The organism is Pseudoclavibacter sp. AY1H1, assembly GCF_002931055.1.
Lineage (GTDB): Bacteria > Actinomycetota > Actinomycetes > Actinomycetales > Microbacteriaceae > Pseudoclavibacter.
The window spans coordinates 147,694-172,157 of sequence record NZ_PSXX01000002.1; the positions used below are offsets into that span (position 1 = coordinate 147,694).

The following is a 24,464-nucleotide window of genomic DNA, read 5'->3' on the forward strand; positions in this document are numbered from 1 at the left end:
GCGGCGCACCGCGGAGCTCAGTACCAGATGCCCGGCGAGGGCTCCGGCGAGACCCGCAGCACGCGTCCCGCGAGCTCCGCCGCCCCGTCGCTCAGCTCATGCAGGGAGCCTGCTGCGCGGAGCGCGGCGGGCGATACACCGCCGAGGAAGAGCGACCCGAGCGCGTCCACGCCCAGGCGCACGGCTGCCGAACCCTCGGGCAGAGCATCGACCGGCTCCGCCGCCCCAACGCCATCCGCGCCGACCGTGAGCACGAACGAGCCGCCCGCGAAGCCGAGCGCATCCTCGATCTCGAGTCCGAGCACGCCGGGCGACGAATACCGTCGCGCGTCCAGCACGGCCTTCGTGTCCAGGATGCGCAGCCACTGGTGGTCGGAGGTCGTGACGGTCGCGGCCCGCTGGTCGCCGAGCATCCACCTGATGGGCTCGTCGATGGCGAGCTGCTCCGCCTTGACGGTCGCGACGAGATCGGCCTCGAGGAAGAAGCGCCACAGCGCGGCGTAGGCGTCGTCGCTGACGGCGCGGAGGAACTCGACGTTCAGCGTGTGGCTCGCGTAGTCGTGGTCGCCGCCCTCGAGCTTGAACAGCGCTGCCCCCTCGAGGTCGCCGGCCTCCGAGGTGTAGGTGATGGCGCGGAGCTTCTTGCCATCGCCGTCCTCGTCGTGCACCGTTCCCGCGAGGCGGGGCCACATTCCGTCCCAGCCCTCGATCTCCCCGACCCGCGCCACCCTGACGCGGTCGAAGAGGCCGCCGATCTGCTCGGCCCACTGCTCCCGCCCCACGTAGTCGACGCGACCGCCCGGGGTCGGGCCGGCCCAGCGGACGCGGCGCGTGTCGATGCTGAAGCTCGCGGCGAAGGTCGCGGGCCCGAAGCCGAACCGGCCGTAGATCGTCGACTCCGACACCGTGAGGGCCGCGAGCGGGAGGCCAAGGGCCGCGGCCGTGCGCAGCTCCCCCTCGAGCAGGTTCCTGGCGATCCCGCGGCGGCGGCGAGCCTGGGAGACGGTCACCGAGCTGATCGCCCAGCTGGTCAGCTGGCTGCCGCCCGGCAGCGTGAGGTCGGCGGGCCACGAGCTCACCGTGGCGATGGGCTCGTCGACGAGGGGCGCCGAGTCGTCCCAGACGCCCGTCGTGCGGCGGTAGCCCAGGGATGCGCGCATCCCCTCGAGCTGCTTCTCGCTCGGCTCGGCGGCGAGGAATCCACGGAGGTCTGCTCGCGCCCATGCGTTGAAGGTGGCCGCGTCATCGGTATCGAGCGTCTCGTAGCGCAGGCCGGACTCGGCGAGCTTCGCCGCGGAGGTCGGGTCGATGGGATGGCGCGCGAAGTCGTCGGCTGCAGTCATGCATCCAGGGTAGGGGCCAGGACAGCGCCGCGCTGGGCGCGTCCTCGACGCGACACCCCCAACTATGCCATTATCTGCGTATGCATGCAGATACGCAGGAAGACGGCACGGGTTCATTCGGACACATCGAGCTCGACAACCCGACCGTCGAACTCGCCGCCGAGGTCTTCGGCATGCTCGCCGACGCGACGCGCGTGCGCATCGTGCTCGTCCTCGACGACGGGGAGCACTCCGTGAACGACATCGCCGAGGCCGTCGGCAAGACGCCGGCGAGCGTCTCGCAGCACCTCGCCAAGCTGCGCCTCGCCCGCATCGTCGCGACCAGGCAGGAAGGCACGCGCGTCTTCTACCGGCTCATCAACGGGCACGCGAAGCGGCTCGTTGCCGACGCGCTGTTCCAGGCCGAGCACTCCGTCGCCGGGGTCGGAGGCGCCGACGCCATCCCGCCCCACCACCGGCGAGACCCGCAGCCGAGTCGCGAGCTGCGCGGAGACGTCGATGCGTGAGGTCCTCGCCAACCGGGCGTTCCGGCGGCTCTTCTCCGCCCAGGTCATCGCGCTCGTCGGCACGGGGCTGCTCACGGTCGCGCTCGGCCTCCTCGCGTTCGACCTCGCGGGCGGCGACGCTGGCATCGTGCTCGGCACCGCGCTGACGATCAAGATGATCGCCTATGTCGTGGTGTCGCCCGTCATGGCGGCGGTCACGAGCCGGTGGTCACGACGCCGTGTCCTCATCTCTGCTGACCTCATCCGCGCCCTCATCGCACTCGGCCTCCCCTTCGTCGGCGAGGTCTGGCAGGTCTACGTGCTCGTCTTCGTCCTGCAGGCAGCGTCCGCGACCTTCACGCCCACCTTCCAGGCCGTCATCCCCGACGTGCTCCCGGATGAGCGCCTCTACACGCGGGCGCTCTCGCTCTCGCGCCTCGCCTACGACCTCGAGGCACTCGTGAGCCCGCTGCTCGCAGCCCTGCTGCTCACCGTCGTCAGCTCCAACTCGCTGTTCGTCGGGACCGTCCTCGGCTTCGTCATCTCGGCGACGCTCGTCGGCACGACGACGTTCCCCACCCGCACGCTCGCAGCCCCGAGCCCCTTCATCTCCCGGCTGACCTCCGGGCTGCGGGTCTTCTTGCGCACCCGCGACCTCAGGGCCCTCCTGGCGCTGAACCTGGCGGTCGCGGCCGGCACGGCCATGGTGATCGTGAACTCGGTCGTCTTCGTGCAGGCGCAGCTCGGGCGGGCGCAGTCGGACCTCGCGATCCTGCTCGCCTCCTACGGAGCCGGCTCCCTGCTCGTGGCGCTCGCGCTGCCTCGGGTGCTCGATCGCGTCTCCGACCGCCGGGTCATGCTGGCCGGCGCTGCCCTCATCCCGATCGGCCTCCTCGCGATGGCGGGCGTGCTCTCGACCGATGCAGCGTGGGCCTGGCCACTCGCCCTCCCCGTGTGGGGGCTGCTCGGCGCCGCGACCTCGCTGATCCTGACGCCTTCCTCGCGGCTCCTCCGGAGGGCGGCATCTGGCGAGCAGCGACCCGCGGTCTTCGCGGCCCAGTTCTCGCTCTCACACGCCTGCTTCATGCTCTGCTACCCGATCGCTGGCCTCGCGGGCGCGCAGCTCGGTCTCGCGCCGGCGGGCCTGATCCTCGGCATCGTGGCCCTCCTTGCCGTCCTCGTGGCCGGGCTGACGTGGGTGCCTCGGGGCGCTCGCGAGCCAGCCCCGCACCGCGTTCAGCTCTGACGCTGCTGGCTCGCGAGCCGGACGATCTGCCTCGCGGCGACGTCGGCACCGGCCAGCAGCGGTGAGGGCTTGCGCGGCGTCGCCCCGATCGCGCTGCCCGGCTGCGTGCTGAGGGCCGGGATGCCGAGCACAACCACTCGATCGTCGACGGAGCCGTCGCGCCGCACGAGATTGAGGCCGGGCTCCCCCTCCTCCAGGCTCGCGCCCGTCGCCTCCATGCTGTCCGTCTCGACGGCCGCTCCGTCTCGCGCTCGTCGCGCGTGCACTCGAGCGCGTCCGGAGTCCAGCAGCGCGCGCAGCAGCGGGTCGTCGGTCGCAGGCACCTTCCCCTTCGACATACGAGGTTCGATGAGCGCGCGGGCGCGCACCTCGATGCCCGTGATCGCGGAGCGGGCGACGAACTCGCCGGCCTCGACATCGAGCGATACCGAGGTCTCGGGGCCGGTCAGCCGGAGCAAGCCGGCGTCGATGAGCGCGAGCACCTCACGAGTCCGCCCGGACGGTGGGCCGGATGCGAGGAACAGCCCGTCCGCGTTGAACCAGCCTTCGAAGTCGGTGACAGCCGAGCGGCCCTCGAGCACGCCGCTCACGGCGAGTCGTGCCGCCTGGCCCCGCAGAGCCCCCATCGCGCGGTTGACCGCGGCGCGAGGATGCTCGTCTGGCGAGGACATCGACCCGAGCTCGCTCTCGACGAGCTGCTCGACCTGACGCCGCCAACGCTCGGGGCTCACCTGCTGTCCCCGCGTCGGGCGTCGCAGCGAGTCGATCGTGAACGCGTGGGCACCGTCGTCAGCACGCTGGTCGATGGACGCCGTGAGGATGTCGTCGATGGCGCTGACGTTCTCGGCATCGTCGAGGGCGGCGAGGGCCTCCGGAAGCGAGACAGTGAGGGCGTGGGGTGCCCAACCCGAGAGGGCGGCGAGGTACGCAACAGCGAACTCACGCGCGATGGACGGCCAGACGTCGCCTCGGAAGTCCAACGACTCCGGCTCGGCCGCGGCGAGCGCCCTGAACCACTCCGGGTTCGCGGCGCGTGCCACGAACGGCGACGCCTCCGCCCACCCGTCCGCCTTGGCGCGGTACGGCACGCCGCGGCGCGAACCGGCGTGGAGGATGGGCTCGTTCCCGGACGGCAGGTAGCGAAGTCGCCCTCGCGCATCGCCGGCGACGGGCTCGAACCGTCCGCCGCGCCCCGCCGTGAGCACGGCGACGACGTCGAAGAAGTTCGCGCCGAGGCCGCGGACGATGACGTCCTCGCCCGCTGGCACCTTGCCCCAGTCCTGCTCGGCCGGCATGCCAGGGGCGATGTAGACCAGGCCGAGCTCTCGCGCTGCCCGCTCGAAGCGCTGTGTCTCGTCGCTCGGCAGCGTCTGCACCATGCCCTGGGCGAGCACGACGATCGGCGCCCGCAGCTCGGTGCCGTCGGCGAGCACGACGGTGCGTGCGTCGGGGCCGTCGTCGCGCACGTCCACTGCGGTTCCCCGGATTCGGGCCAGCTCCACGTGCCCGCTCGCTTCGGCCGCTGCCAGCTGCTCGCGGAAGTAGACCCCCTGCAGCCGCCGAGAGGGGAAGCTGCCGGGGCGCACCGCGCGCGCCTCCTCGAGCACCCACGGCGTGGGGTGCTCGCCACGGTCGACGATCGCGGCCGCCCAGTCGACGAGGTCCGGGCCCGGCACGATCGGCCCGGTCATCCTGGTCGACTCGTCGGCGTGGATGGTCGTCGAGCCGGAGGTCGTGTTGTTGAGGAACTCTGCCGGCTGGTCGATGCGCCAGGTCGCTCCGGCCCCCACGTCGATCGCGTCGACGATGGCTACGCGGATGCACGCGTCTGGTCGGCGCGCCACCACCCTGAGGACCGTGGCGACGGCGCGCGGACCGCCCCCGACGATGACGGCGTCGAACATCAGATGCGGTACTCCAGGTCGTCCTCGACGACTGGCCGAACCTCGACGAAGCCTTCGCGCTCCTCGACGGTCACGCGCAGCCCGTAGACCTGCTTGAGGGTGTCCTCCTGCAGCGCCTCAGCCGGTGTCCCGCTCTTGATGATCGTACCCTGGTCGAGCATGACGATCTGGTCGCAGAAGCGGCCGGCGTGGTTGAGGTCGTGGATCGCGATGAGGGCCGTGATGCCCTTCGTGCGGGTGATGCGGCGCACGATCTGCAGCGTCTCGATCTGGTAGCGCAGGTCGAGCGCGCTCGTCGGCTCGTCGAGCAGGAGCACCTTCGGGTCCTGCGCGAGGGCCCTGGCCACGAGCACACGCTGCGCCTGGCCCCCGGAGAGCTCGGACATGTTCCTGTCCACGAGAGAGTCGAGGTTCAGGAGCGTGATCGCGTCCTGGACGTGCCGCCAGTCCTCGGCGCCTGGCGCCATCCCATAGTGGGGCGTGCGACCGAGCAGCACCGCCTCGCGCACCGTGAGGTCGAAGGGCGCCTCTCCGGACTGCGGCACGTAGGCCACCGTTCGCGCGTGCTCGCGCCTGCCGAGGCCGAGCACGTCGGTGCCGTCGAACGTGACGGTCCCCACGCTCGGCTTGTGAACGCGGGCGATGATCTTCGTGAGCGTCGACTTGCCGGAGCCGTTCGGTCCGAGCAGCGCGCAGAAGGTGCCGTCCTGCACTTCGAGGCTCACGCCCTTCAGCACCTTGTGCTTGCCGTAGGCGAACTCGATGCCGTCGATCGTCAGGCTCATTTGAGGGCCGTCTTCCTCGTGAGGATGAGCTGGATGAAGATGGGCGCGCCGATGAAGGCGACCACGATGCCGACGGGGATGACGGCGGGTGCCAGGATCGTGCGCCCGACGGTGTCGGCGACGAGCAGCAGCAGCCCTCCCGTGAGCACCGAGAACGGGATGAGGTAGCGGTGGTCCGCGCCGATGATGAGGCGCGCGATGTGCGGGCCGACGAGTCCCACGAAGCCGATCACGCCGCAGAAGCTGACGATGACGGCGGCGAGCACAACCGCGACGACGATGAGCCCGACGCGGAGCGCCTGCACGTTGACGCCGAGGCTCTTGGCCGCGTCGTCGCCCGCGAAGGCGACGGCATTGAGGTCCTTGGCGAACCACAGCACGAACGGGATCGTCGCGAGGACGAGGATGCCGACCGTCTGCACGTCACCCCACGTCGCGTCGTTCACGGAGCCGAACGTCCAGCGCACGATGGCCTGCAGCGTGTTCTCGTTGGCCGTGAACTGGAGCGCCGCGGTGAGCGCCTCGAAGAGCTGCGTGATGGCGATGCCGAGGAGCAGGAGCGTGGCGATGGCCATGCCCTTGGCGGAGGCGAGCCCGAGTACGAGCGCCGAGACGGCGAGCGAGACGACCAGCGCGCTCGCGATGATCGCCCACGAGGGCAGCGTCGTGCCACCCGCGATGGTGATCGCGAGGGCAGCGCCGAACGCGGCCGCCGGCGAGACGCCGAGCGTGAAGGGGCTCACGAGCGGGTTCCTGAGCAGCCCCTGCATGAGGACACCCGACAGCGAGAGTCCTGCGCCGGCGGCGAAGGCCAGCAGCACGCGTGGGAGGCGCAGCTCGGTGACGATGGAGAACTTCTGCGCGAACTCGTTCTCGAGCGTCCCGCCGAAGATCGACAGGGTGACGGCCTTCCAGACGTCGCCGAAGGTCACTCCGGCCGTGCCGATGGTGACGGCGGCGACGACGGCGAGGGTGCTCACGACCACGCCGCCGATGATGGCGAGCCGCTTGACGTTCGCGCGCTTGCGCTCGCTCGAGGCGACCGCGTTCTGCTCGCCCGGGGTATCCGTGCCGGTCTTCGGCGTCGCGATGGCCACTACGCGGCCGCCTGGTACTGCTGGATGTACTCGCTGGCGCCAGGGAAGTCGGTCTGCTGGAAGTCGACGACCCAGCGCTCGAGGAACTCGTCGGGGTTCACGTCGGCGAACTCCTCCGGGTGCAGCCACTTGGCGAGGTAGAGGGCGCCGATGGACTTCGCGACGGCGCTGGTCGCCCAGCCGTTGGCGAGGTAGACCTCGCCGTCCTGGATGGCCGTGATGTTCGACCAGCCCGGTCGGGACGTGATCTCGGCGCCGAGCGTGTCGAAGCGCTCCTGGCCGGTCGGCGTCGCGCTCGGCTCGAACTCGTGGACGATGACGGCCGGGTTGCGGGTGACGACCTCGGCGGGGTCGACCGTGATCTCCTCCTGCTCGTCGCCACCGCCTGCGGCGTTCTCGAAGACGTTCGTGCCGCCTGCCGCCTCGATGATGGCGTGGAAGCCGGACCCGGGCAGCACCGTCAGGTACGGGTCGACCGTCTCCCAGTAGACGGGCACGGGCTCGACGCCCTCGGTGCGCTCGGCGACGACGTCGAGGATCTCGTTCGAGAAGTCGGTGACGGCGCTTGCTCCCTCTTCCTTCTGGAAGACCTGGCCGAGGAGGGTGACGGTCTCGTCGAACACCGCGTAGTCCCAGGCGGTCGCGACGACGACGGGGATGCCGAACGATTCGAGCTGCTCGGCGGCCTCCTGCCAGACGGCGTTGCGGGGCATGATGACGACGTCGGGGTCGAGCTCCGCGACCGCCTCGTAGTTGATCTGGTCGAGGCCCTCGGCGATGACGTCGCTCTCGTCGACCGGCAGGTACGGAAGGCGGTTGATGGATGCGCGGTCGACGCCCACGACCGTGTCGCCGGCGCCGATCGCCCGCACGAACTCGTTGCCGTAGCTGTTGAGCACCACGGCCCGTTCGACGGGTCCGTTGATCGTGACCTCGCGGTCCTGATCGTCGACGACGGTGATGGTCTCGGCGTCGGCTCCGCCCTCGGGGGTCACCGTGCCGCAGCCGGCGAGGAGCAGGGAGCTGGCGACGAGGGCCGCGATGGCGGCGGGCAGTCGGCGTGAGATGGGCATATCGGTACCTCTCGGTGGCAGGTCGTGCAGAACGTTCAGGGGCGGCGCAGTGGCGCGGATGCTCAGCTGCTGGCGGCTGCGGCGGGCCAGTTCGGCTCGCCGAGGCTCAGCATCAGGCGGTTCGCCCAGGCGAAGAATGCCGTCGACCCAACGAGGTCGAACAGCTCGGCGTCGTCGAGGCCGAGCGCGCGCAGCTCGTCGATCTGCGCGGGCGTGGCACTCGGGCGCAGCGTCGACAGGCTCGCGGCGAAGCGGATGATGGCGCTCCAGCGTTCGTCCTGACCGTCGCTGAGCGCGTCGAGCGAGGTCGGCTGCCAGTCGGCGTCGCGAGCGAGGCCCGAGTCCAGCACCCGCTGCACGTCGTCGTGGCGCTTCGACTGGAAGGTCGCCTTCCTGGAGTGCACCGAGGCGCAGTAGATGCAGTCGTTGACCTTGCTTGCGACGGCCGCGGCGAGCTCCCGCTCGGCGCGAGGCAGCCCGCCCTTGCCGAGGAACACGGCGTTGTCGATGGCGCTGCGGGCCTTCAGCACCGCAGGAACCCTGGACAGGAGCCGGAAGTAGACGCTGTTGGTGGTCGCCTTCGCGGCGAACGAGTCGACCTGCTCGGCCGTCAGCTCCGCCTCGTCGGGGGCGGCCACCCACGGCGACCACTCGAGCTGCTCCTGCGTGTACTCGGTCGGCTTCGCCAGTCCGGCGATGGTGCGGCCCGAGAGGTCCTTCGACCGACCGGCGGCGACCGTGGCGCGGGCGGGCGCATCCACTCGCTCCGGCGCGGTTCCGGCGAGCAGCGCGTCGCCGTCCAGCATGCGTGCCAGGTAGCTCTCGAAGGCCACGAGCTGGCTCAGCAGCACGATCTCGTCCGGGGTGACACCAGCGACCGGCAGCACGTGATGGTCTTCGTGGGTGGCCAGCGCAGGCGACACCGTGATGAGGTCCACGTGCTCCACGAGCGCGCGCAGCTTCGCATCTGCGGGCAGCTCGTCGCCGAGCAGACGAGCATCGGCGCCCTGCGCCAGATGCCAGTCGGCGAGCTGCGCGTTGCCCTGCCAGCGCGCGACCGTCCTGGCGAAGCCATGGAGCAGGCCGCTCTCGATCACCTGCGGGCTCTCGTAGAGCGCCGTGTAGGCGGCGAGCGTCTGCTCGACCACCTCGGGCTTCGCGGCCCTCAGTGAGGCGATCGACTCGGGAACGGTCGGGGAGATGCGCACGTGGGAGTCCTCAGCAGTCGAGATCGGGGAAATCAGATACCAACCTGCCATCCCGTGCGACGCCCCGCGGAATCGCGTTACCCCGCGTGAACTCCCCCGCCGAGGCGCATCCTCACCGAGTACGTCCCGACCTCGGCCACCCGCCTGGCCTCAGGCGAGGCCGAGATCCGGCCGCGTGAGGTCCGGCTGCCGCGGCCCCGCCAGGGAGGCGGTGCGCGGGATGAGCTCGATGTCGGGGACCGGGTCGAGCGTCAGTCGCGCGTGCGTCTCGACGTCGAACCGCTGCTTCCCGTAGCGGAGCTTCTGCCGCTCGATGCCCTCGGGCCTGAACCCGGCACGACTCGCGACGCGGCAGGACGCCGCGTTCCCGGTCCGGTGGCCGAGCTCGAGGCGGAAGAGGCCGAGCTCCGTGAACGCCAGGTCCGCGATCGTGGCGAGGCCACGCGTCGCGAGGCCCCTGCCGCGAGCCCCCTTCGCCAGCCAGTAGTAGGCCCACCCGGTCTGGTGCACGTGCTCGATGTTGCTCAGCCCGACGTTTCCGACCGCGATGCCGTCGACGATGATCGCCAGGTCGTGTTTCGCGGTGCCGGAGACCAGATGCTGCGCCATGTAGGAGACGAAGTCGAGCTCTGTCGAGGGCACACCTCCCGGGAACTGCGCGGCGAGGTCGGGCGACGTTCGCATGGCATTCGCAAGTGCAGGGGCATCGTCGGCCACCCATGGTCGGAGGTGTGCATCCACCCCTGCAGTGTCGCACTCGCAGATGTATCGGGACCGGGGCGACGCGCAGAAGCGTCGAGTGCGACGGAACATCTACACGCTTCTGAGGCGGTGGGGGAACATCAGCGTCGGTCTGCGAGACCTTCGGAGCACACTCACCTTCGCCAGATCGGACATACTCGTGACCTCAGAGACGCACCAGCACGCGTCGAGAAGGCTGCCCCCTCGGCCCACCCGGTCTGACGCGGCACATCCGAACCATCCCCTCAACAGGTTTCGGGATGGGTTCCGCGCTTCCCGATGGGTTGCAACCCATCGGGAAGCGCGGAAGCCATCCCGAGATGGCCAGAGGGTGAGGCGGTGCGGGGGCAGGAGCGTCCGCACATCCAGGAGCGCCCGCACTTCGAGAAACGCCGCTACTTCACGCGGCGGCGCCAGCCTCCGGTCGAGTACAGCGACCACGCGATGAGCACCGGCTGGAAGAAGAGGCGCAGGAAGCGCTTCCTGTCGGTGTCGAGCCCGAACGCGTCGCGGCGACGCGCGAACTGCGCGAGGTTGCCCGGGAAGACGGCCGTGAAGAATCCGGCTGCGATCCAGCCCACGGTCGGACGGGCCGAGCGACGCGCGAACAGGAGCGACAGGCCGAGCGCGATCTCGGCGACGCCGGACGCGAGCACGACCTGATCGGTCGAGAGCGGCGTGTGCTTGGTCACCGACTTCGGCACCTGCGCCGTGAACTCCTCGCGGGCGACCGTGAGGTGCGTGACCCCGGCAAAGACGAGGAAGCCGCCGAGCAGGATGCGCGTGAAGGTGCGCGGCCGCGAGGAGGGTGCGTCGTCGACGAGACGGATCTTGGAGGTGATGGTTGCCATGTCGGGTCAGGCCTTCTTCGCGTGCTTGCCGAAGCGGTACGCCATGACGAGCTGCGTGATCCCGCCGATGACGAGGATGATCGCCACGATCCACAGGGCGACGACGACGACGCCGGCAGGCCAGAGGAGGATGAGGAGGCCGGCGACGATGCTGAGCACGCCGGAGAAGATCGCGAAGCCGCGGGACTGGCCGGGAGATCCATCCGCGAGCGCCGCGATGCCCTCGATGATCCAGGTGATCGCAATGAGGATGCCGAGCGCGTCGATGAGGGCAACGGGCTGGACGAGGGCGATGACGCCACCCGCGATGAGCAGCAGCCCGACGACGCCGTTGAAGACCCGCCAGCCGGTGGGGATGCCCTTGGAGACGACGGCGCGGATGAGGCGCAGGGCGCCCGAGAAGATGAAGAACAGCCCGAAGATCCAGGCGATGGCGGTGAGGGCCTTGATCGGGAAGGCGAGCGCGACGATGCCGAGGATGATCGCCACGGCTCCGCCGATGCCGAAGATCCAGCGCAGCGTGCTCACCTGCCTCTGGCTGAGGAGACTCGGGTCGAGGTTGAAACGAACGATCGGGGTTGACTGGCTCATTGCGGGCTCCTTCGACGGGGATGCGCCGTGCACGGCGCCGACGCTCCTCGTCCGTGGAGCGAGGGGTAGTCGTCATCCTAGTGATGCAGCGCTTCGCGCAGTCATCCGCGATTCCCCGGGGATCACGTGTCCGTCGCGCAGCGCGACGACGGTGTCCGCCGCTGCGATCTCTCCGGCGTCGTGGCTGGCGACGACAACGGCCCTGCCCTGTTCGGCGAGCGCGGCGAGGCACGCCGCGATGCGTGCACTGGATTCCGCGTCGACCCCTGCGGTCGGCTCGTCGAAGAGCAGCACCTCCGTGTCCTGCGCGATGCCCTGGGCGACGAGGGCTCGCTGCCGCTGGCCGCCGGAGAGCTGGCTGAGGAGACGTCCGCGAAGCTCGCCGAGGCCGAGCTGCTGGATGGCGGCGTCGACGAGCTCGGCGTCGCGGGTGCGGGCCTGCGCGCCTCGCCCCCAGCGCCAGCTCGAGGCGCTCGGCCGGTTTCCCGCTCTGCCCCAGCGGCCCATCGCGACGGCGGCACCGACCGTCAGGGGGAAGGCCTCGGGCAGCCGGGCGTGCTGGGGCACGTAGGCGATGCTGCCGGGCCTGGCGTCGAAATCGTGCCAGTCGAGGGTCCCCGAGGTGAGCGGGGTGGTCCCGGCGAGCACGCCGAGGAGCGTGCTCTTGCCTGAGCCGTTGTGCCCGACGATGACGGTGATCGCGGAGCGTCGCACTTCAAGCGAGACGTCGGACAGCGCGGCGTGTGCGTCGTAGCGGACAGTGACGTTCGCGAGCGTGATGAGGGCAGCCATGCGCGCCACCCTATCGGTAATGAGAAGCGTTTTCATTATGCTACGGTCCTTCCTCGTGCCCTTCCTCACCGATCCCCTCGAGGCGAGCTTCTTCGCCAGAGCCCTCCTCGGCGGCTCCCTCGCCGCCGTGCTGTGCGCCTGCGTCGGCACCTGGGTGGTCCTGCGCGGCATGGCCTTCCTCGGCGAGGCGCTCGCCCACGGCATCCTCCCCGGCGTCGCCGTCTCAGTCCTCCTCGGCCTCCCGCCGGTCGCCGGAGCATCCGTCTCGGCAGCCGTCATGGCCGTCGGCGTGCGCACCCTCACGAAGCGGACACGGCTCTCCAACGACACGGCCATCGGCATCCTCTTCGTCGGGATGCTCGCGCTCGGCATCGCGATCGTGTCCAGGTCGGGGAGCTTCGCCGTCGACGTCACGGCGATGCTGTTCGGCGACGTGCTCGCGATCGGGCCAGGCGAGCTCTGGCTCATCGGCGCAGCGCTCGCGCTCGCCGCCGCCGGACTCGCCCTCTGCCACCGGCCCTTCACCGCGCTCGCCTTCGACGAGCGCAAGGCGTTCACGCTCGGACTGCGGCCGGAGCGCGCGAGCCTCGCCCTCATCGCCCTCGTGGCGATCGCGGTCATCGCCTCCTACCAGACCATCGGAACGCTCCTCGTGACCGCGCTCCTCCTCGCTCCCCCGGCCGCCGCATCCCTCAGCAGGAAGAGCGTCGTCGGCATCATGGCGCTCGGCAGCGCGATCGGCATCGCCTCCGTCGTCGTCGGCCTCTACGCCTCGTGGCATCTCGCCATCGCGGCTGGTCCTGCCATCGCGCTGACCGCCGTCATCTCCGTCGGCGTCGCCTCGGTGCTGCGTGCACCGCGCTCCAGCCGCCCCATCCCCCGAACCACCGCTCCAGCAGAAAGCGACCAGTCTTGCCCCGCACACGCCTGATCTCCCCGCTCCCCCGAGTCCCCGCCCGAGGACTCGCACCTCGCGCATCCCTCGCCCTCGTCGGCATGCTCGCCCTCGCCGGATGCACGTCGCCGGGCTCCGAGACCGAACCGACCGCGAGCGCGCCGACCACCGAAGAGCAGGCGCACGGCTTCGTGGCGGGGGCCGAGGAGCTCGCCGAAGCCCAGACGAGCATCGGCAGCATCGGCGCGGACGGCTCCGTGAGCGTCCTCAACCTGCTCACCGGCGAGAGCACCGCACTCGATGCCGTGGCGCCCGCGTCGTGGGCCGTCAGCGACGGCCGGTTCATCTTCTCGGGCTCCGGCGCCGCCGATGGAAAGACGGAGATCATCGACACCGGGGTGTGGACGGTGCCCCACGGGGATCACGTCCACTACTACCGTGCGACTCCTGGCCTCGTCGGCGAGCTCACCGAGACGGGAGCTGCGCGGGTCTCCTCGAACGAGGACCTCGCCGCCCTGAGCTTCGAGACGTCCGGCACGACGGTGGTGCTGGACCGGCACGCCCTCGGCCAGGGCGAGACCGTCGAGCTCACCCGCATCGAGTCGGCGGCCCACTCCGCCGCGGCCGCGCCGCTGGGCGACGCCGTGGTCGCGAGCAGCGTCGCGTCGGCGGGCGCCTCCCCCGTCCTCACCGCCTACTCGTCTGACGGCACGAAGCTCGGCGAGGGAGTCGACTGCCCTGGGCTGAGCGATGTGCAGCAGACGAGCCTCGGCGCGACGTTCGCCTGCGCGGATGGGCTCGTGTTCGCCGCGCCCGCCGAGGGCGAGGACACGGCCGCTGCACCATCGATCACGAAGGTCGCCTACCCGGACGCCGCGTCCGCAGACGCGGCTGGAACTACCGCACCCGGCCAGGCGACCTCGCTCGACAGCCGACCCCACCGCCCGGCCGTGGCCGGTCCCGCTGGAGACTCCGGCATCTGGCTCGCCTCCTCCCGCTCGCAGGAGGTCACCCTCCTGCCGACGACACGCCCCATCCTGACGGCCGTCGCCGTCGGCGACGACAGCGACCGTGTCGTCGCCGTGGACGACGAGGGAACCCTGCTGGTCATCGACGGCGAGAGCGGCGAGGTGACCGGGTCGCAGGCTGGGCTGATCGGCACTCCGGAGTCCGCCTCGAGCATCCACCTCTCCGTCGACACGAGCCGCGCCTACCTGAGCACGCCGGCCTCCGCCGAGCTGCACGAGATCGACTACAAGGACGGCGCGCGCGTCGCCCGCACCCTCGAGCTGCCGACCGCCCCGGCCTTCGCCTTCGAGACGGGAAACTGAGCATGCGCGCATCGACCGCCTCACGGTTCACCCGCAACGGACTCGGCATCGTCGCCTCGCTCGCGATCGCGGCAGGCCTCGTGTCCTGCAGCGCGACCGCAGCAGATGACCGTCCCGAGATCGTCGTCACCACCAACATCCTCGGCGACGTGGTCACCGAGCTCGTCGGCGACCAGGCGCGCGTCGTGACCCTCATGAAGCCCGGCGCCGACCCGCACTCCTTCAGTCTCACGGCCCAGGAGGCCGCCTCGATCGAGAACGCGGACTTCGTCGTCTCCAATGGGCTCGGGCTGGAAGAGGGCGTCGCGCAGCATCTCGAGCAGGTCGATGCGGCCGGCATCCCGCACTTCGTGGCAAGCGACGCCTTCGAGCCCCTCTCCTACACGGAAGGCGACGCGGAAGGCATGGACGATCCGCACTTCTGGACCGACCCCGCGCGGATGTCCGCGGTCGTCGACGCGCTCGGCACCCGACTCGCGACCGACCTCGACGGGTTCGACGCGGCGGCCCTCGACGCCTCCGTCGCCGCCTACGAGAGCGAGCTCGACGAACTCGACGAGTGGATGCAGGGCGAGTTCGACACCATCCCGAGCGAGTCGAAGAGCCTCGTCACCAACCACCACGTGTTCGGCTACCTCGCCGAGCGCTTCGGCTTCACGGTCGTCGGCACCGTGATCCCTGGCGGGACCACGCTCGCGGCACCCAGCGCCGCCGACTTCGCCGAGCTCAGCGCCGACATCACCGCCGCCCGCGTGCCCACGATCTTCGCCGACTCCTCCAGCCCCGACGACCTCGCCCGCGCCCTCGCGGAGGAGGCCGGCATCGACGTCCGCGTCGAGCAGCTCTTCACCGAGTCGCTCACCCCCGCGGGCGGCGGCGCAGAGACCTACCTCGAGATGATGCGCGCCAACACGGAGCGCATCACCACCGGCCTCACCTCGTAGCCCGCTCGACCGCGAGCGCCAATACCCCAAGTAGCAAGCCCGAACACAGAAAGAGTCTCCATGACCCTCGCCTCCCCCACCAGGACCCGCGGCGCCATCGCCGTGACGGCCCTCGGCATCCTCGCCCTCACCGGCTGCACCCAGACCGCTCCCGCCGCGACCGGAGAAGCTGCGGCGACCTCCGGCGCAGCGGCCACCGCCGAACGCGTGACGCTCACGTACGACGGCGGACTCGTCGTCCTCGACGCGACGACCCTCGAGGTCGTCGGCGACGTCCCCATCGACGGGTTCACCCGCGTCAACCCCGTCGGCGATGGCCGCAACGTGCTCGTCACGACCGACGCCGGCTTCCAGGTGCTCGACACTCAGGAGCCGGCGCTCACGGGCGTCACGTTCGAAGGCTCGAAGGCGGGCCACGCGGTCGCGCACGCCGGCAAGACGGTGCTGTTCTTCGACGGCAGCGGCGACTCCGTGATCTTCGACACGGATGCGCTCCTCGACGACGGCACGAAGCTGCCCGAGACCGAGACGGTTGCGAGCGACGCCGCCCACCACGGCGTCTCGATCGAGCTCTCGGACGGCACCTTCGTCACGACGCTGAGCGACCGCACCGGCATCGTCGCGACCGACGCCGACGGCACCGAGCTCGCTCGCTCCACCGACTGCCCCGGCGTGCACGGCGAAGGCACGGTGAAGGACGAGGTCGTGGTCGTCGGCTGCGAGAACGGCGCGCTCGCCTACTCGGACGGCACGATCACGAAGCTCTCCTCCCCGGACGAGTTCGGCCGCATCGGCAACATGCTCACGACCGAGGACTCGGCCATCGCCCTCGGCGACTACAAGACCGACCCGGATGCCGAGGGCTACCTCCTGCAGGCCTTCGCGCTCGTCGACACGGCGAGCGGCAAGATCTCGGTCACCGAGCTGCCTGACGGCGTCGGCTACACGTTCCGCGACCTCGCACGCGGCTCCGACAACGAGGCGATCATCCTCGGCTCCGACGGCTCGCTGCACCTCTTCTCAGAGGAAGACGGCTCGCCCATCACCTCGATCCCCGTGATCGACGCGTGGGAGGGCCCCGCCGAATGGCAGGACGCGCACCCCGCGCTCAAGGTGCAGGACGGCGTCGCCTACGTCACCGACCCGGCGACGAGCACGGTCCACGCCGTCAACCTGGAGACCGAGGAGATCACGAGCTCCGCGACGCTCCCCGGCGTTCCCAACGAGATCGCGCTGAGCTAGCCGGCCGAGCACGCCGGGAGGCCCCCGGCAATACAGCACGAGCCTGAACGGCTCCAGTGGCGCATGGGGAGCACTCCCCATGCGCCACGCCAGCGAACGGCAATAGGATGCCGAACAGCGGGGCCACGGGCCCTGCGAATACAGCCATCGGACGTCCGAGAAACCACAGATGAGGGAGACTCAGCATGCGCAGCGAGCTATTCGCGGAAGCGAACCGGGAGAGCCAGAGCACCGAGCGTTGGGTGCTGCAATCGAAGAAGATGCTTCGCGTCGGATTCGGACCTGAGGTGCTGGCAGCCAAGGGCGCGATGGTCGCCTACCAGGGCCAGTTCGAGTTCAAGCACGAGGGCTCAGGCGGCCTCGGCAAGTTCATGAAGAAGATGGTCTCCGGCGAGGGCGGCTCGCTCATGCGCGTCGGGGGTCAGGGTGAGGTGTTCTTCGCCCGCCAGGCTGCTGACGTCTTCACGCTGGTCCTAGAGGGCGAGGGCATCACCATCAACACCGCCAACCTGCTCGCCTTCGACGCGAACCTGCAGTGGGACATCAAGATGCTCGCGAACGCGGGCATGATGACGGGCGGCCTCTTCAACCTCGAGGTCGGTGGCCACGGCACCGTCGCCGTCTCGAGCGACGGCCCGCCCATGGTCCTCGACTGCTCCGTGCAGCCGACCTTCGTCGACCCCCAGGCTGCGATCTGCTGGTCGCAGAACCTGCAGCCCACCATCAAGAACGACTTCAAGATGGGCTCGCTCATCGGCCGCGGGTCCGGCGAGTCGTTCCAGCTCGCGTTCCACGGGCCAGGCTTCGTCGTCGTGCAGCCGAGCGAGGGTGTCCCCATCGTCACCACGGCCTGAGGGCGTCGCGCCGGTTCCGCGCTCAAGGGCGGCACCGAGTTCGCTGTGGATGTCGGCTCGAGTGCGCTCAGCTAGCGACCAGACCACAGCCTGAGGCGGGTGGCGGATCGAAGAGATCCGTCACCCGCCTTCTCCGTGCTGCGCCGGGGTCTCGCGCGCCGAGCTAGCGGCGCTTCTTGAAGAGCGTGCCGAACACGCCGCGCACCACCTCGCGGACGATCGTCTGGCCGGTCCGGGACCCGAGCATGTCGCTCACGACGTTGCCGCTGCCCGCATCCGGACGTGACCTGGTGGTCGTGCGCGTCTGCGTGCGCGAGCGGGCCGCCTTCTCCGCCCGCTCCCGCTCCTTCGCGTCCTTCGCCGCCTGCTTCTCCGCTTCGATCGCCGCGGCCTCGGCCCGTTCGCGCTCCGCCGCGGCGTTCATCTTGGCCGTCAGCACCTCGTGCGCCGACTGCGGGTCGAGCACCTGCGAATAGCGCGGGTACAGCGACGACGAGGCGACGAGCTGGCGGAGGCCGTCCTCGGGCGTCGGCGACATCGAGGCCTGCGGGGCGCGGAGGCGAGTCCACGCAACCGGCGACGGGGCGCCCTTCTCGTTCATGACGGTGACGATCGCCTCGCCCGTCGCGAGCTGCGTGAGCACTTCCTCGAGGTCGTACCCGCTCTTCGGGTAGGTGCGCACGGTCTGGCGCAGCGCGGTCGCGTCGTCGGGGGTATGCGCGCGCAGCTGGTGCTGGATGCGCGAGCCGAGCTGCGCGAGCACATCGTCCGGGACATCCTTCGGGGTCTGCGTGACGAAGAAGATCCCGACGCCCTTGGAGCGGATGAGCCGCACCGTCTGCGTGATCTGCTCGACGAACGCCTTGGAGGCGCCAGAGAACAGGAGGTGCGCCTCGTCGAAGAAGAAGACGAGCTTCGGCTTGTCGAGGTCCCCGACCTCGGGCAGCTCGTTGAACAGGTCGGCGAGCAGCCACATGAGGAACGTCGAGAAGAGCGCGGGGTTGCTGGCGACGCCGGGCAGCTCGAGGAGGCTGACGACGCCGCGCCCCTCGTTCGTGACCCGCAGGAACTCACGGGTGTCGATCTCGGTCTCCCCGAAGAAGATGTCGGCACCCTGCTCGGAGAAGTTCACGAGCTCGCGAAGGATGACGCCTGCCGTCTGCTTCGAGAGCCCGCCGATCCCCTCGAGCTCGAGCTTGCCCTCGGTGCTCGTGAGGTACTGCAGCACGGTCCGCAGGTCGGAGAGGTCGACGAGCGCAAGCCCCTGCTCGTCGGCGAAATGGAAGACGAGGCCGAGGCTCGACTCCTGCGTCTTGTTGAGCCCAAGCACCTTCGAGAGCATGAGCGGCCCGAAGCTCGAGACGGTCGCTCGGATGGGGACGCCGATGCCTCGCCCGCCGAGCGAGAACACCTCGGTGGGTGCGGCCGCCGGGGCCCAGTCCTGCCCGATGCCCTTCGTGCGCGCCAGGAGCTTGTCGCTCGGCTCGCCCGGCGTCGCGATCCCGGAGAGGTCGCCCTTGATATCGGCCGCGAACACGGGCACGCCGGCGGCGGAGAGCTGCTCGGCGAGCACCTGCAGGGTTTTCGTCTTGCCAGTGCCCGTTGCGCCGGCGACGAGGCCGTGACGGTTGGTCATGGCGAGCGGGATGCGCACGGGAACGCCTGCGACCGCCTCGCCGTTGACGATCGCTCCGATCTCGAGCGCGGCACCCTCGAACGCGTAGCCGGCGCGAACCGCCTCGAGCTGCTGCGCATCCAACGGGCCGGAGGGCGCCGTGGGAGCCGCAGGAGCCGCAGGAGCCGCAGGTGCCGCAGGCGCTGGCGGCTCGGCCTGCGCCGCCGGTGCTGCCGGCTCGGGCACCACGCCCGGGCCCGCCTGAGCGGCAGTCTCGCTCTCGGTCTTCGCTTCGGCCTCGGCGGCCGCGAGCGCAGCGGTGGCCTCCTCGAGGGCTCTGCGTGCGGCTTCGATACGGGCGTCGGCATCAGTCATGGCACCAGGCTAGTCACTCCTAGACTTGGTGCCATGCCTCAGTTGGAAGCGTCCGTCGTCGTGCCCCTCTCCGTCGAAGCGGCCTTCGCGCTCGCGCACACCGTCGGCGAGGCCCGGAGCTGGGATCCGGGCGTCATCCGCAGCGAGTTCATCCGCGGGGCCACGGCGCCCGTCTCCGGAGCGCACTTCTTCACGAAGACTCCGGGAGGGCGGCGCATGATCCTCGAGCTTCGAGTCGTGCACGCCCCGCTCGTGAGCTCCGCCGAGATGGTGAAGGGGCCGGCCTGGCTGACCTCGTTCGGCGAGGGCTGGCGATTCGAGGCCGTCGAGGGCGGCACGAAGGCGACGTGGAAGTTCACGTACAAGCTCGCCTCGCCTGTCTTCGCGTCCACGCTCGGGGCGGCGACCAAGCCAGCGTTCGACCGCGAGCTGCACCAGCGCGCGGCCGCGTTCAAGGAGAGGGCAGTGGCGCTCTCGGAAGCCGGCGAGACGCTGTCAGCAACGAGCTAGGCGGCGGGGAGGTACGCCGCCCACTCGGGCAGCTCTCGTTCGACGCTTCGCGGCGACCAGCCGGTGGCCCGCGGGGGTCTCGGTGTGAGGCGAAGCCGCCACCCCATCTCCCCCGGCGTCTTGTCACCCTTGACGTTGTTGCACCTGAGGCAGCAGGCGACGAGGTTCTCCCAGCTGTCGCGCCCGCCCCTCGACCGCGGCAGGATGTGGTCGATCGTGTTCGCGAAGCCATCGCAGTAGCCGCATCGGTTCGCGTCCCTCCGCAGCACGCCCTTGCGACTCACCGGCTGCATGCGGGCCATGGGAACGCGCACGTACCTGGTCAGCAGGATGACGCGCGGCCGCTCCCAGACGCCGCTTGAGGCCAGCACCGGGTGGTCCTCATCGACGTCGATGACGCTGGCCTTGCCGTGCAGCACGAGCACGAGTGCCCGCCTGTCGGAGACCACCCCGAGCGGTTCGTAGCCTGCGTTCAGGACGAGGGTTCGCATGCTGGACCTGCTTTCGCATCCGTACGAAAAAAGGGCACCGCCCGGATCGGCGGCACCCTTGAATCGAGTAGGTAGATGGACGGACGAGACTCGTCGGCCTGTATTCGAACGGTCTGACAGGCTTCACCGCTCTGGTAGACGTCGAGGGCTGAGCACGCGCGCGCATCCTTGGCGTGGATGCCGCTGCGTGCCCTCATTGACGCTCCCGAGTGTCGTCGATCTGGCAACAGCGTAGACCACGGATGCAGAATGCGGGAGGGGCAGCTTTCCCTGTTCACCGGCCGGAAAGACCGAAGAAAGGGAGCTGCCCCTCCCGCATGTGGGAGACGCGTCGCTCAGAGGCGGACGAAGTAGTAGCTTCCGCCCGCGTCGAGGCCACCGAGCTCGACCATGCGGCCCTCGGTGGGAGCGTCGATCATCTGGCCGTTGCCGGCGTAGATGCCGACGTGGAAGTTCGGGAAGATGACGAGGTCGCCCGGCTGCGGGTCGGAGACGCGTGTGCCCGCCGCCGCCTGCGCGCTGACGCCGTGTGCCACGTCGATGCCGTGGAGGCCGAACACGTACTTCACGAGCCCCGAGCAGTCGAAGCCGTCCGGGGTTGCCCCGCCGAAGACGTACGGCGAGACGCCGATGAATTGCGATGCGGTCTCGACGACGCTTGAGCCGGCGACGCTCTGGCCTGCGGAGCTGCTGCCCGCGCCGCTCGTATCTGCGGCGGCGGCGTCTGCGGTGGCGTCGGCGGTGGGCTCTGGGGTCGCGACTGCGGCGACCTGGTCAGCGCTCATGCTCACGACCGCGGTCTCCGTGCGATCGGTCACGGTCTCCGGTGCTGCGACGGCAGGGGTGGCATCGGCGACGGCGTCGGCGATGGCCGCTTCGACGCTCGCCTGCTCGGGCTGCGCGTCCGCGTTGGTGTCATCTGATGTGGCCACCGCGTTCGAGAGGCTGGCTTCGCTGGCGGGCGCGGGCGCTGCCATGGTGCTCGGCACAACGGCTCCGACCGCGGTGACCGCGGCGAGAGACGCGGCGGCGGCCAGGGTTCCGGCGACGCGGCGGCGGACGACGAGCTGCCTGGGGCGTGGAGCGCGAACCGTCATGGCACGCTCGCCGGCGAAGGCCGCGGGCACGCTGGGCGCCTCGGCTTCGGTCGCCGCGGTTGCGACGCGGTCTGCGGGGACGACCGAGAGGAGCGAGGTCATCGCGTTGCGCTCGATGCGGCCCGTCTCTTCGGGCTGCAGGGCGACGGGTGCTCGGGTGCCGGCGACGGAGGCGAGCGCGGCGGCGCTCAACGACTGCGTGGCGTCCGCGACTGGGCGCACACCGGTCTGGCGTTCGATGGCGCGGGCCTCGCGACGAGTCAGCGTGGTGCTCATGGATTTCCTTCGGGTGGAGCTGAGCACCCGTTGGTGCCCTGGACTTCCACGAGCGTAACCGTTTATAACGAAAATGTCACGCTCAGGTCACAGTCAGGTCGCAAATCATCACATTTTGATCACGACGACAGAACGCCGCGCGCAGCAGAAGCTGCGCGCGGCGTTGCCCACCGGAGTGAGCCGAAGCTCGAGATGTCTAATTGAAGGTGTAGTACACCGGGTTGCCCCACCAGATGGAGCGGTACTGGACGACCTTGCCGCCGTACCCGGGAGAGTCGATGACCATGCCGTCACCGGCGTAGATGCCGATGTGCGCGCCTGGCTGCACGACGAGGTCACCCGGCTGCGGGTTCGACGTCTGGCGTGCGCCCGCGATCTGGTTGCTGACGGACCCCGAAAGCGAGATGCCCTGCGTCGCGTAGACGGCCTTGGTCAGGTCGGTGCAGGCCGGGAAGTAGGAGCCGACGTAGCTGTGCGCCGCCGCGATGAGGCTCGAGGTGTCGACGTTGCCGGACCCACCACTCGGCGCGGCGGACCCCGAGGACGAGGACGTCTGGTTGCTCGAGCTGCCACCCGAGGACGTGTTTCCCGAGGTCGACGAGCTCGACTCTGCAGGAGCCTCGGTCTCCTCTGGCGTCGGAGTCGGTGTCGGCGTCTCAGCGACGGCAGCGAGATCGTCGCTGGAGATCGAGACGACCGTGGAGTCCGTGCGGTCGACGGCAACCTCTGGCGCAGCGACGAGGGCGACCTCCTCCACGGCGGCTTCCTCGGCAGCTGGGACTGGGTCCGATGTGGGTGCCGTCGCGGCTGCGTCTGGCGACGTGGCCGCAACCAGGTTGGCCTGGGACTGCACCTCGCTCTGCCCGTCTGCGACGGCGGCTGGGACGACCATCCCGGCAGTGGCTGCAGCTGCGACGGTTGCAGCGGCGGCGAAGCTGGCGGCGGTGCGCCGGCGGGTCCGTGCGACGAGGGCGGCCGGCTTCGCGGCGCGGATGCTCACGGAGCGCCCGGTGAAGGCCTCGGAGATGTCGGTGACGGGGGCGGGTTCCGAGTGCTCGATGAGGCCCTGGGATTCCGAGGTCGCATCTGCGGCGAGCTGCGAGAACGGCAGGACGGAAACGAGGGCACCTTGGCCGTTGCGCTCGATGCGAGCCGTGTCGTGCACCGAGGGCGCAGAGGCGACGGCAGGAGTGGAGGCGGCGGAGGCGATCTCGGCGACGGAGGCCTCGATGACGGGGGCAGAGACCCCGGCCACGGCCGACGTGACGACGGGACGGACTCCGGTCTGCCGCTCGATCGCGCGGGCTTCGCGGCGGGTCAGCACGGTGGTGCTGTCCGTGCGCGGCGTGCTCGATGTGCTCAAGACTTCTCCTCGGTGCTTTCGAACACCGTTGGAACCGGCATCCTCGACGCGTCCGAGCCTACACAAAGGTCACGGAATTGTCACGGTCAGATCACAAATGGATGCATGATCGGTCACGCGGGAGTAACGACGAAACGCGCCCAGCCGAAGCTGAGCGCGTTTGCCGAGGTGGTTCGTTCCTTAGCGGAGCGTCACGTAGTAGGGGCTGCCCCACGAGATCGAGCGGTGCTGCACCGAGCGTCCGCCGTAGCCGGGGTCGTCGATGACCATGCCGTTGCCGGCGTAGATGCCGATGTGCTCGCCAGGCCAGACGACGAGGTCGCCGGGCTGCGGGTTGGAGGTGGGCGTGCCCATTGCCGCCTGAGCGGAGACGCCACGCGGCAGCGAGATGCCGACTGCTGCGTAGGCGGCCTGGGTGAGCAGGTCGCACGAGCCGAAGTAGCCGCCGACGTAGCTCATGGCCGCAGCGGAGACGCTCGACGAGTCGACGCTCTGTCCGCCGGTCGATGCGGTGTTGGTCTTGCCCGAGGTGCTGCCGCCCGTCGACGTCGTGCCGCCCGTGGAGGCGCTCGAGTCTGCCGTTGCGGTGGGCTCAGGCGTTGCGACGACCTCGGCGACCTGGTCGCTCGAGAGGGTCACGACGCTGGTCTCGGTGCGGTCGACCGCAACCTCTGGAGCGGCGACGAGGTCGACGGAGGCCTGCTCGACAACTTCTTCTGCCGGAGCCTCAGCGGTTGCGTCGGCCTCAGCCGTCGGTGCCTCGGTCTCGACCGTGGTGGCGGCGAGGAGGTTGGCCTGCGCCTGGCTGGCGTTGTTGCCATCGGCGACTGCCGCTGGCACGACGACGCCTGCCGTGGCGATGGCCGCGACGGTTGCTGCAGCGGCGAAGCCACCAGCCGTGCGGCGACGCTGACGAGCGACGAGCGACGCCGGCTTCGCAGCGCGGATGCTCACGGAGCGGCCCGTGAACGCCTCGGGGATGTCGATGACCTCTGCGAGCTGCTCGACGGCTTCGTCGCCGGCGACCTGCGGGAGCGCAGTGGTCGTGGGGAGCACCGACACGAGTGCGCCGAGCTCGTTGCGCTGGATGTGCGCAGTGTCGTGCACGAAGGATGCTGAAGCAGAGGGCGTCGGCACGGATGCCGAGTTGATCTCTGCGACCGAAGCCTCGATCACCGGCGCGGACACACCCGCGACACCGACAGTCGCCACTGGGCGCTGGCCCGTGCGGCGCTCGATCTCACGAGCCTGGCGTCGCGTCAGCGGTGCCGTGGCGTTCGTCAAGTTTTCCAAGTCGTTCCTCCAGCGCCTGACTCCTGGGAGCCGATCCCGCTCTTGCCTGTTACCAGGGGGAG

General features: G+C 70.1%; 23 protein-coding genes. 8 read left to right on the forward strand and 15 right to left on the reverse strand.

Features of this window, described 5'->3' with window-relative positions; translation table 11 throughout:
• Positions 1-17 precede the first annotated feature (17 nt).
• A complete protein-coding gene (locus tag C5E05_RS05095) occupies positions 18-1,343 on the reverse strand; it encodes a GNAT family N-acetyltransferase (RefSeq protein WP_181059380.1) in 1,326 nt (441 codons plus the stop codon).
• An 80-nt stretch (positions 1,344-1,423) separates the two neighbouring features.
• Between C5E05_RS05095 and C5E05_RS05100 the strand changes: the two genes are divergently transcribed.
• On the forward strand, positions 1,424-1,849 hold the full coding sequence (locus C5E05_RS05100; RefSeq protein ID WP_104341321.1) for a metalloregulator ArsR/SmtB family transcription factor: 426 nt from the start codon (positions 1,424-1,426) through the stop codon (positions 1,847-1,849).
• Positions 1,842-3,074, forward strand: a complete 1,233-nt coding sequence (locus C5E05_RS05105; RefSeq protein ID WP_104341322.1) for an MFS transporter — start codon at positions 1,842-1,844, stop codon at positions 3,072-3,074. Before C5E05_RS05100 ends, C5E05_RS05105 begins: the two co-directional genes overlap by 8 nt.
• Here the strand turns inward: C5E05_RS05105 and C5E05_RS05110 are convergent.
• From C5E05_RS05110 to C5E05_RS05150, 9 genes are all read right to left on the reverse strand, one after another.
• Positions 3,065-4,978: an FAD/NAD(P)-binding protein gene (locus C5E05_RS05110; protein WP_104341323.1), complete on the reverse strand. Its 1,914-nt coding sequence runs from the start codon at positions 4,976-4,978 to the stop codon at positions 3,065-3,067. The genes C5E05_RS05105 and C5E05_RS05110 overlap by 10 nt on opposite strands.
• Complete coding sequence (locus C5E05_RS05115; RefSeq protein ID WP_104241856.1) at positions 4,978-5,763, reverse strand: ABC transporter ATP-binding protein; 786 nt, start codon at positions 5,761-5,763, stop codon at positions 4,978-4,980. The genes C5E05_RS05110 and C5E05_RS05115 overlap by 1 nt, the downstream gene beginning before the upstream one ends.
• On the reverse strand, positions 5,760-6,860 hold the full coding sequence (locus C5E05_RS05120) for an iron ABC transporter permease (RefSeq protein WP_104341324.1): 1,101 nt from the start codon (positions 6,858-6,860) through the stop codon (positions 5,760-5,762). The genes C5E05_RS05115 and C5E05_RS05120 overlap by 4 nt, the downstream gene beginning before the upstream one ends.
• Positions 6,860-7,933, reverse strand: a complete 1,074-nt coding sequence (locus C5E05_RS05125) for an ABC transporter substrate-binding protein (RefSeq protein ID WP_104299328.1) — start codon at positions 7,931-7,933, stop codon at positions 6,860-6,862. Before C5E05_RS05125 ends, C5E05_RS05120 begins: the two co-directional genes overlap by 1 nt.
• 62 nt (positions 7,934-7,995) lie before the next feature.
• Positions 7,996-9,141 carry a peroxidase-related enzyme gene (locus C5E05_RS20440; protein WP_258064773.1) on the reverse strand — a complete coding sequence of 382 codons (1,146 nt, stop codon included), beginning with the start codon at positions 9,139-9,141 and terminating at the stop codon, positions 7,996-7,998.
• Between the two features lie 150 nt (positions 9,142-9,291).
• Complete coding sequence (locus C5E05_RS05135; RefSeq protein WP_104241864.1) at positions 9,292-9,882, reverse strand: GNAT family N-acetyltransferase; 591 nt, start codon at positions 9,880-9,882, stop codon at positions 9,292-9,294.
• Positions 9,883-10,277: 395 nt separating this feature from the next.
• Complete coding sequence (locus tag C5E05_RS05140) at positions 10,278-10,733, reverse strand: hypothetical protein (RefSeq protein WP_104299330.1); 456 nt, start codon at positions 10,731-10,733, stop codon at positions 10,278-10,280.
• Between the two features lie 6 nt (positions 10,734-10,739).
• Positions 10,740-11,324 carry an HdeD family acid-resistance protein gene (locus tag C5E05_RS05145; RefSeq protein ID WP_104241868.1) on the reverse strand — a complete coding sequence of 195 codons (585 nt, stop codon included), beginning with the start codon at positions 11,322-11,324 and terminating at the stop codon, positions 10,740-10,742.
• A gap of 72 nt (positions 11,325-11,396) precedes the next feature.
• Entirely contained in the window at positions 11,397-12,116 is a 720-nt protein-coding gene (locus tag C5E05_RS05150) for a metal ABC transporter ATP-binding protein (protein WP_181059382.1), read from the reverse strand.
• Positions 12,117-12,171: 55 nt separating this feature from the next.
• Here C5E05_RS05150 and aztB point away from each other — a divergent pair, with 55 nt between their 5' ends.
• The 5 genes from aztB to C5E05_RS05175 all read left to right on the forward strand — a co-directional run bounded on the left by aztB (position 12,172) and on the right by C5E05_RS05175 (position 17,382).
• Positions 12,172-13,047: a zinc ABC transporter permease AztB gene (aztB, locus tag C5E05_RS05155; RefSeq protein WP_258063156.1), complete on the forward strand. Its 876-nt coding sequence runs from the start codon at positions 12,172-12,174 to the stop codon at positions 13,045-13,047.
• Positions 13,029-14,342 carry a hypothetical protein gene (locus C5E05_RS05160; RefSeq protein WP_104341327.1) on the forward strand — a complete coding sequence of 438 codons (1,314 nt, stop codon included), beginning with the start codon at positions 13,029-13,031 and terminating at the stop codon, positions 14,340-14,342. The genes aztB and C5E05_RS05160 overlap by 19 nt, the downstream gene beginning before the upstream one ends.
• A 2-nt stretch (positions 14,343-14,344) precedes the next feature.
• Positions 14,345-15,286: a zinc ABC transporter substrate-binding protein AztC gene (aztC, locus tag C5E05_RS05165; protein WP_104341328.1), complete on the forward strand. Its 942-nt coding sequence runs from the start codon at positions 14,345-14,347 to the stop codon at positions 15,284-15,286.
• A 60-nt stretch (positions 15,287-15,346) separates the two neighbouring features.
• Positions 15,347-16,528, forward strand: coding sequence for a zinc metallochaperone AztD (gene aztD / locus C5E05_RS05170; RefSeq protein WP_104341329.1), 1,182 nt, complete (start codon positions 15,347-15,349; stop codon positions 16,526-16,528).
• 185 nt (positions 16,529-16,713) lie between these two features.
• On the forward strand, positions 16,714-17,382 hold the full coding sequence (locus tag C5E05_RS05175; protein WP_104241881.1) for an AIM24 family protein: 669 nt from the start codon (positions 16,714-16,716) through the stop codon (positions 17,380-17,382).
• A 163-nt stretch (positions 17,383-17,545) separates the two neighbouring features.
• Here the strand turns inward: C5E05_RS05175 and C5E05_RS05180 are convergent, their stop codons facing one another.
• The gene (locus tag C5E05_RS05180; RefSeq protein WP_104241883.1) at positions 17,546-19,372 is read right to left on the reverse strand and encodes a helicase HerA-like domain-containing protein; all 1,827 of its coding nucleotides are present in this window, start codon (positions 19,370-19,372) and stop codon (positions 17,546-17,548) included.
• Positions 19,373-19,405: 33 nt separating this feature from the next.
• On the opposite strand from C5E05_RS05180, the gene C5E05_RS05185 reads away from it, so the two are divergent.
• Entirely contained in the window at positions 19,406-19,882 is a 477-nt protein-coding gene (locus C5E05_RS05185; protein WP_104241885.1) for a type II toxin-antitoxin system RatA family toxin, read from the forward strand.
• On the opposite strand, the gene C5E05_RS05190 is transcribed toward C5E05_RS05185, so the two are convergent.
• From C5E05_RS05190 to C5E05_RS20445, 4 genes are all read right to left on the reverse strand, one after another.
• Positions 19,879-20,373, reverse strand: coding sequence for an HNH endonuclease (locus C5E05_RS05190; protein ID WP_104241887.1), 495 nt, complete (start codon positions 20,371-20,373; stop codon positions 19,879-19,881). The two genes, C5E05_RS05185 and C5E05_RS05190, sit on opposite strands and share 4 nt — an antisense overlap.
• 335 nt (positions 20,374-20,708) lie before the next feature.
• A complete protein-coding gene (locus C5E05_RS05195) occupies positions 20,709-21,746 on the reverse strand; it encodes a C40 family peptidase (protein WP_104341330.1) in 1,038 nt (345 codons plus the stop codon).
• Between the two features lie 196 nt (positions 21,747-21,942).
• On the reverse strand, positions 21,943-23,109 hold the full coding sequence (locus C5E05_RS05200) for an NlpC/P60 family protein (RefSeq protein WP_104341331.1): 1,167 nt from the start codon (positions 23,107-23,109) through the stop codon (positions 21,943-21,945).
• Positions 23,110-23,289: 180 nt separating this feature from the next.
• Positions 23,290-24,402, reverse strand: coding sequence for a C40 family peptidase (locus tag C5E05_RS20445; RefSeq protein ID WP_258063157.1), 1,113 nt, complete (start codon positions 24,400-24,402; stop codon positions 23,290-23,292).
• Positions 24,403-24,464: the final 62 nt, after the last annotated feature.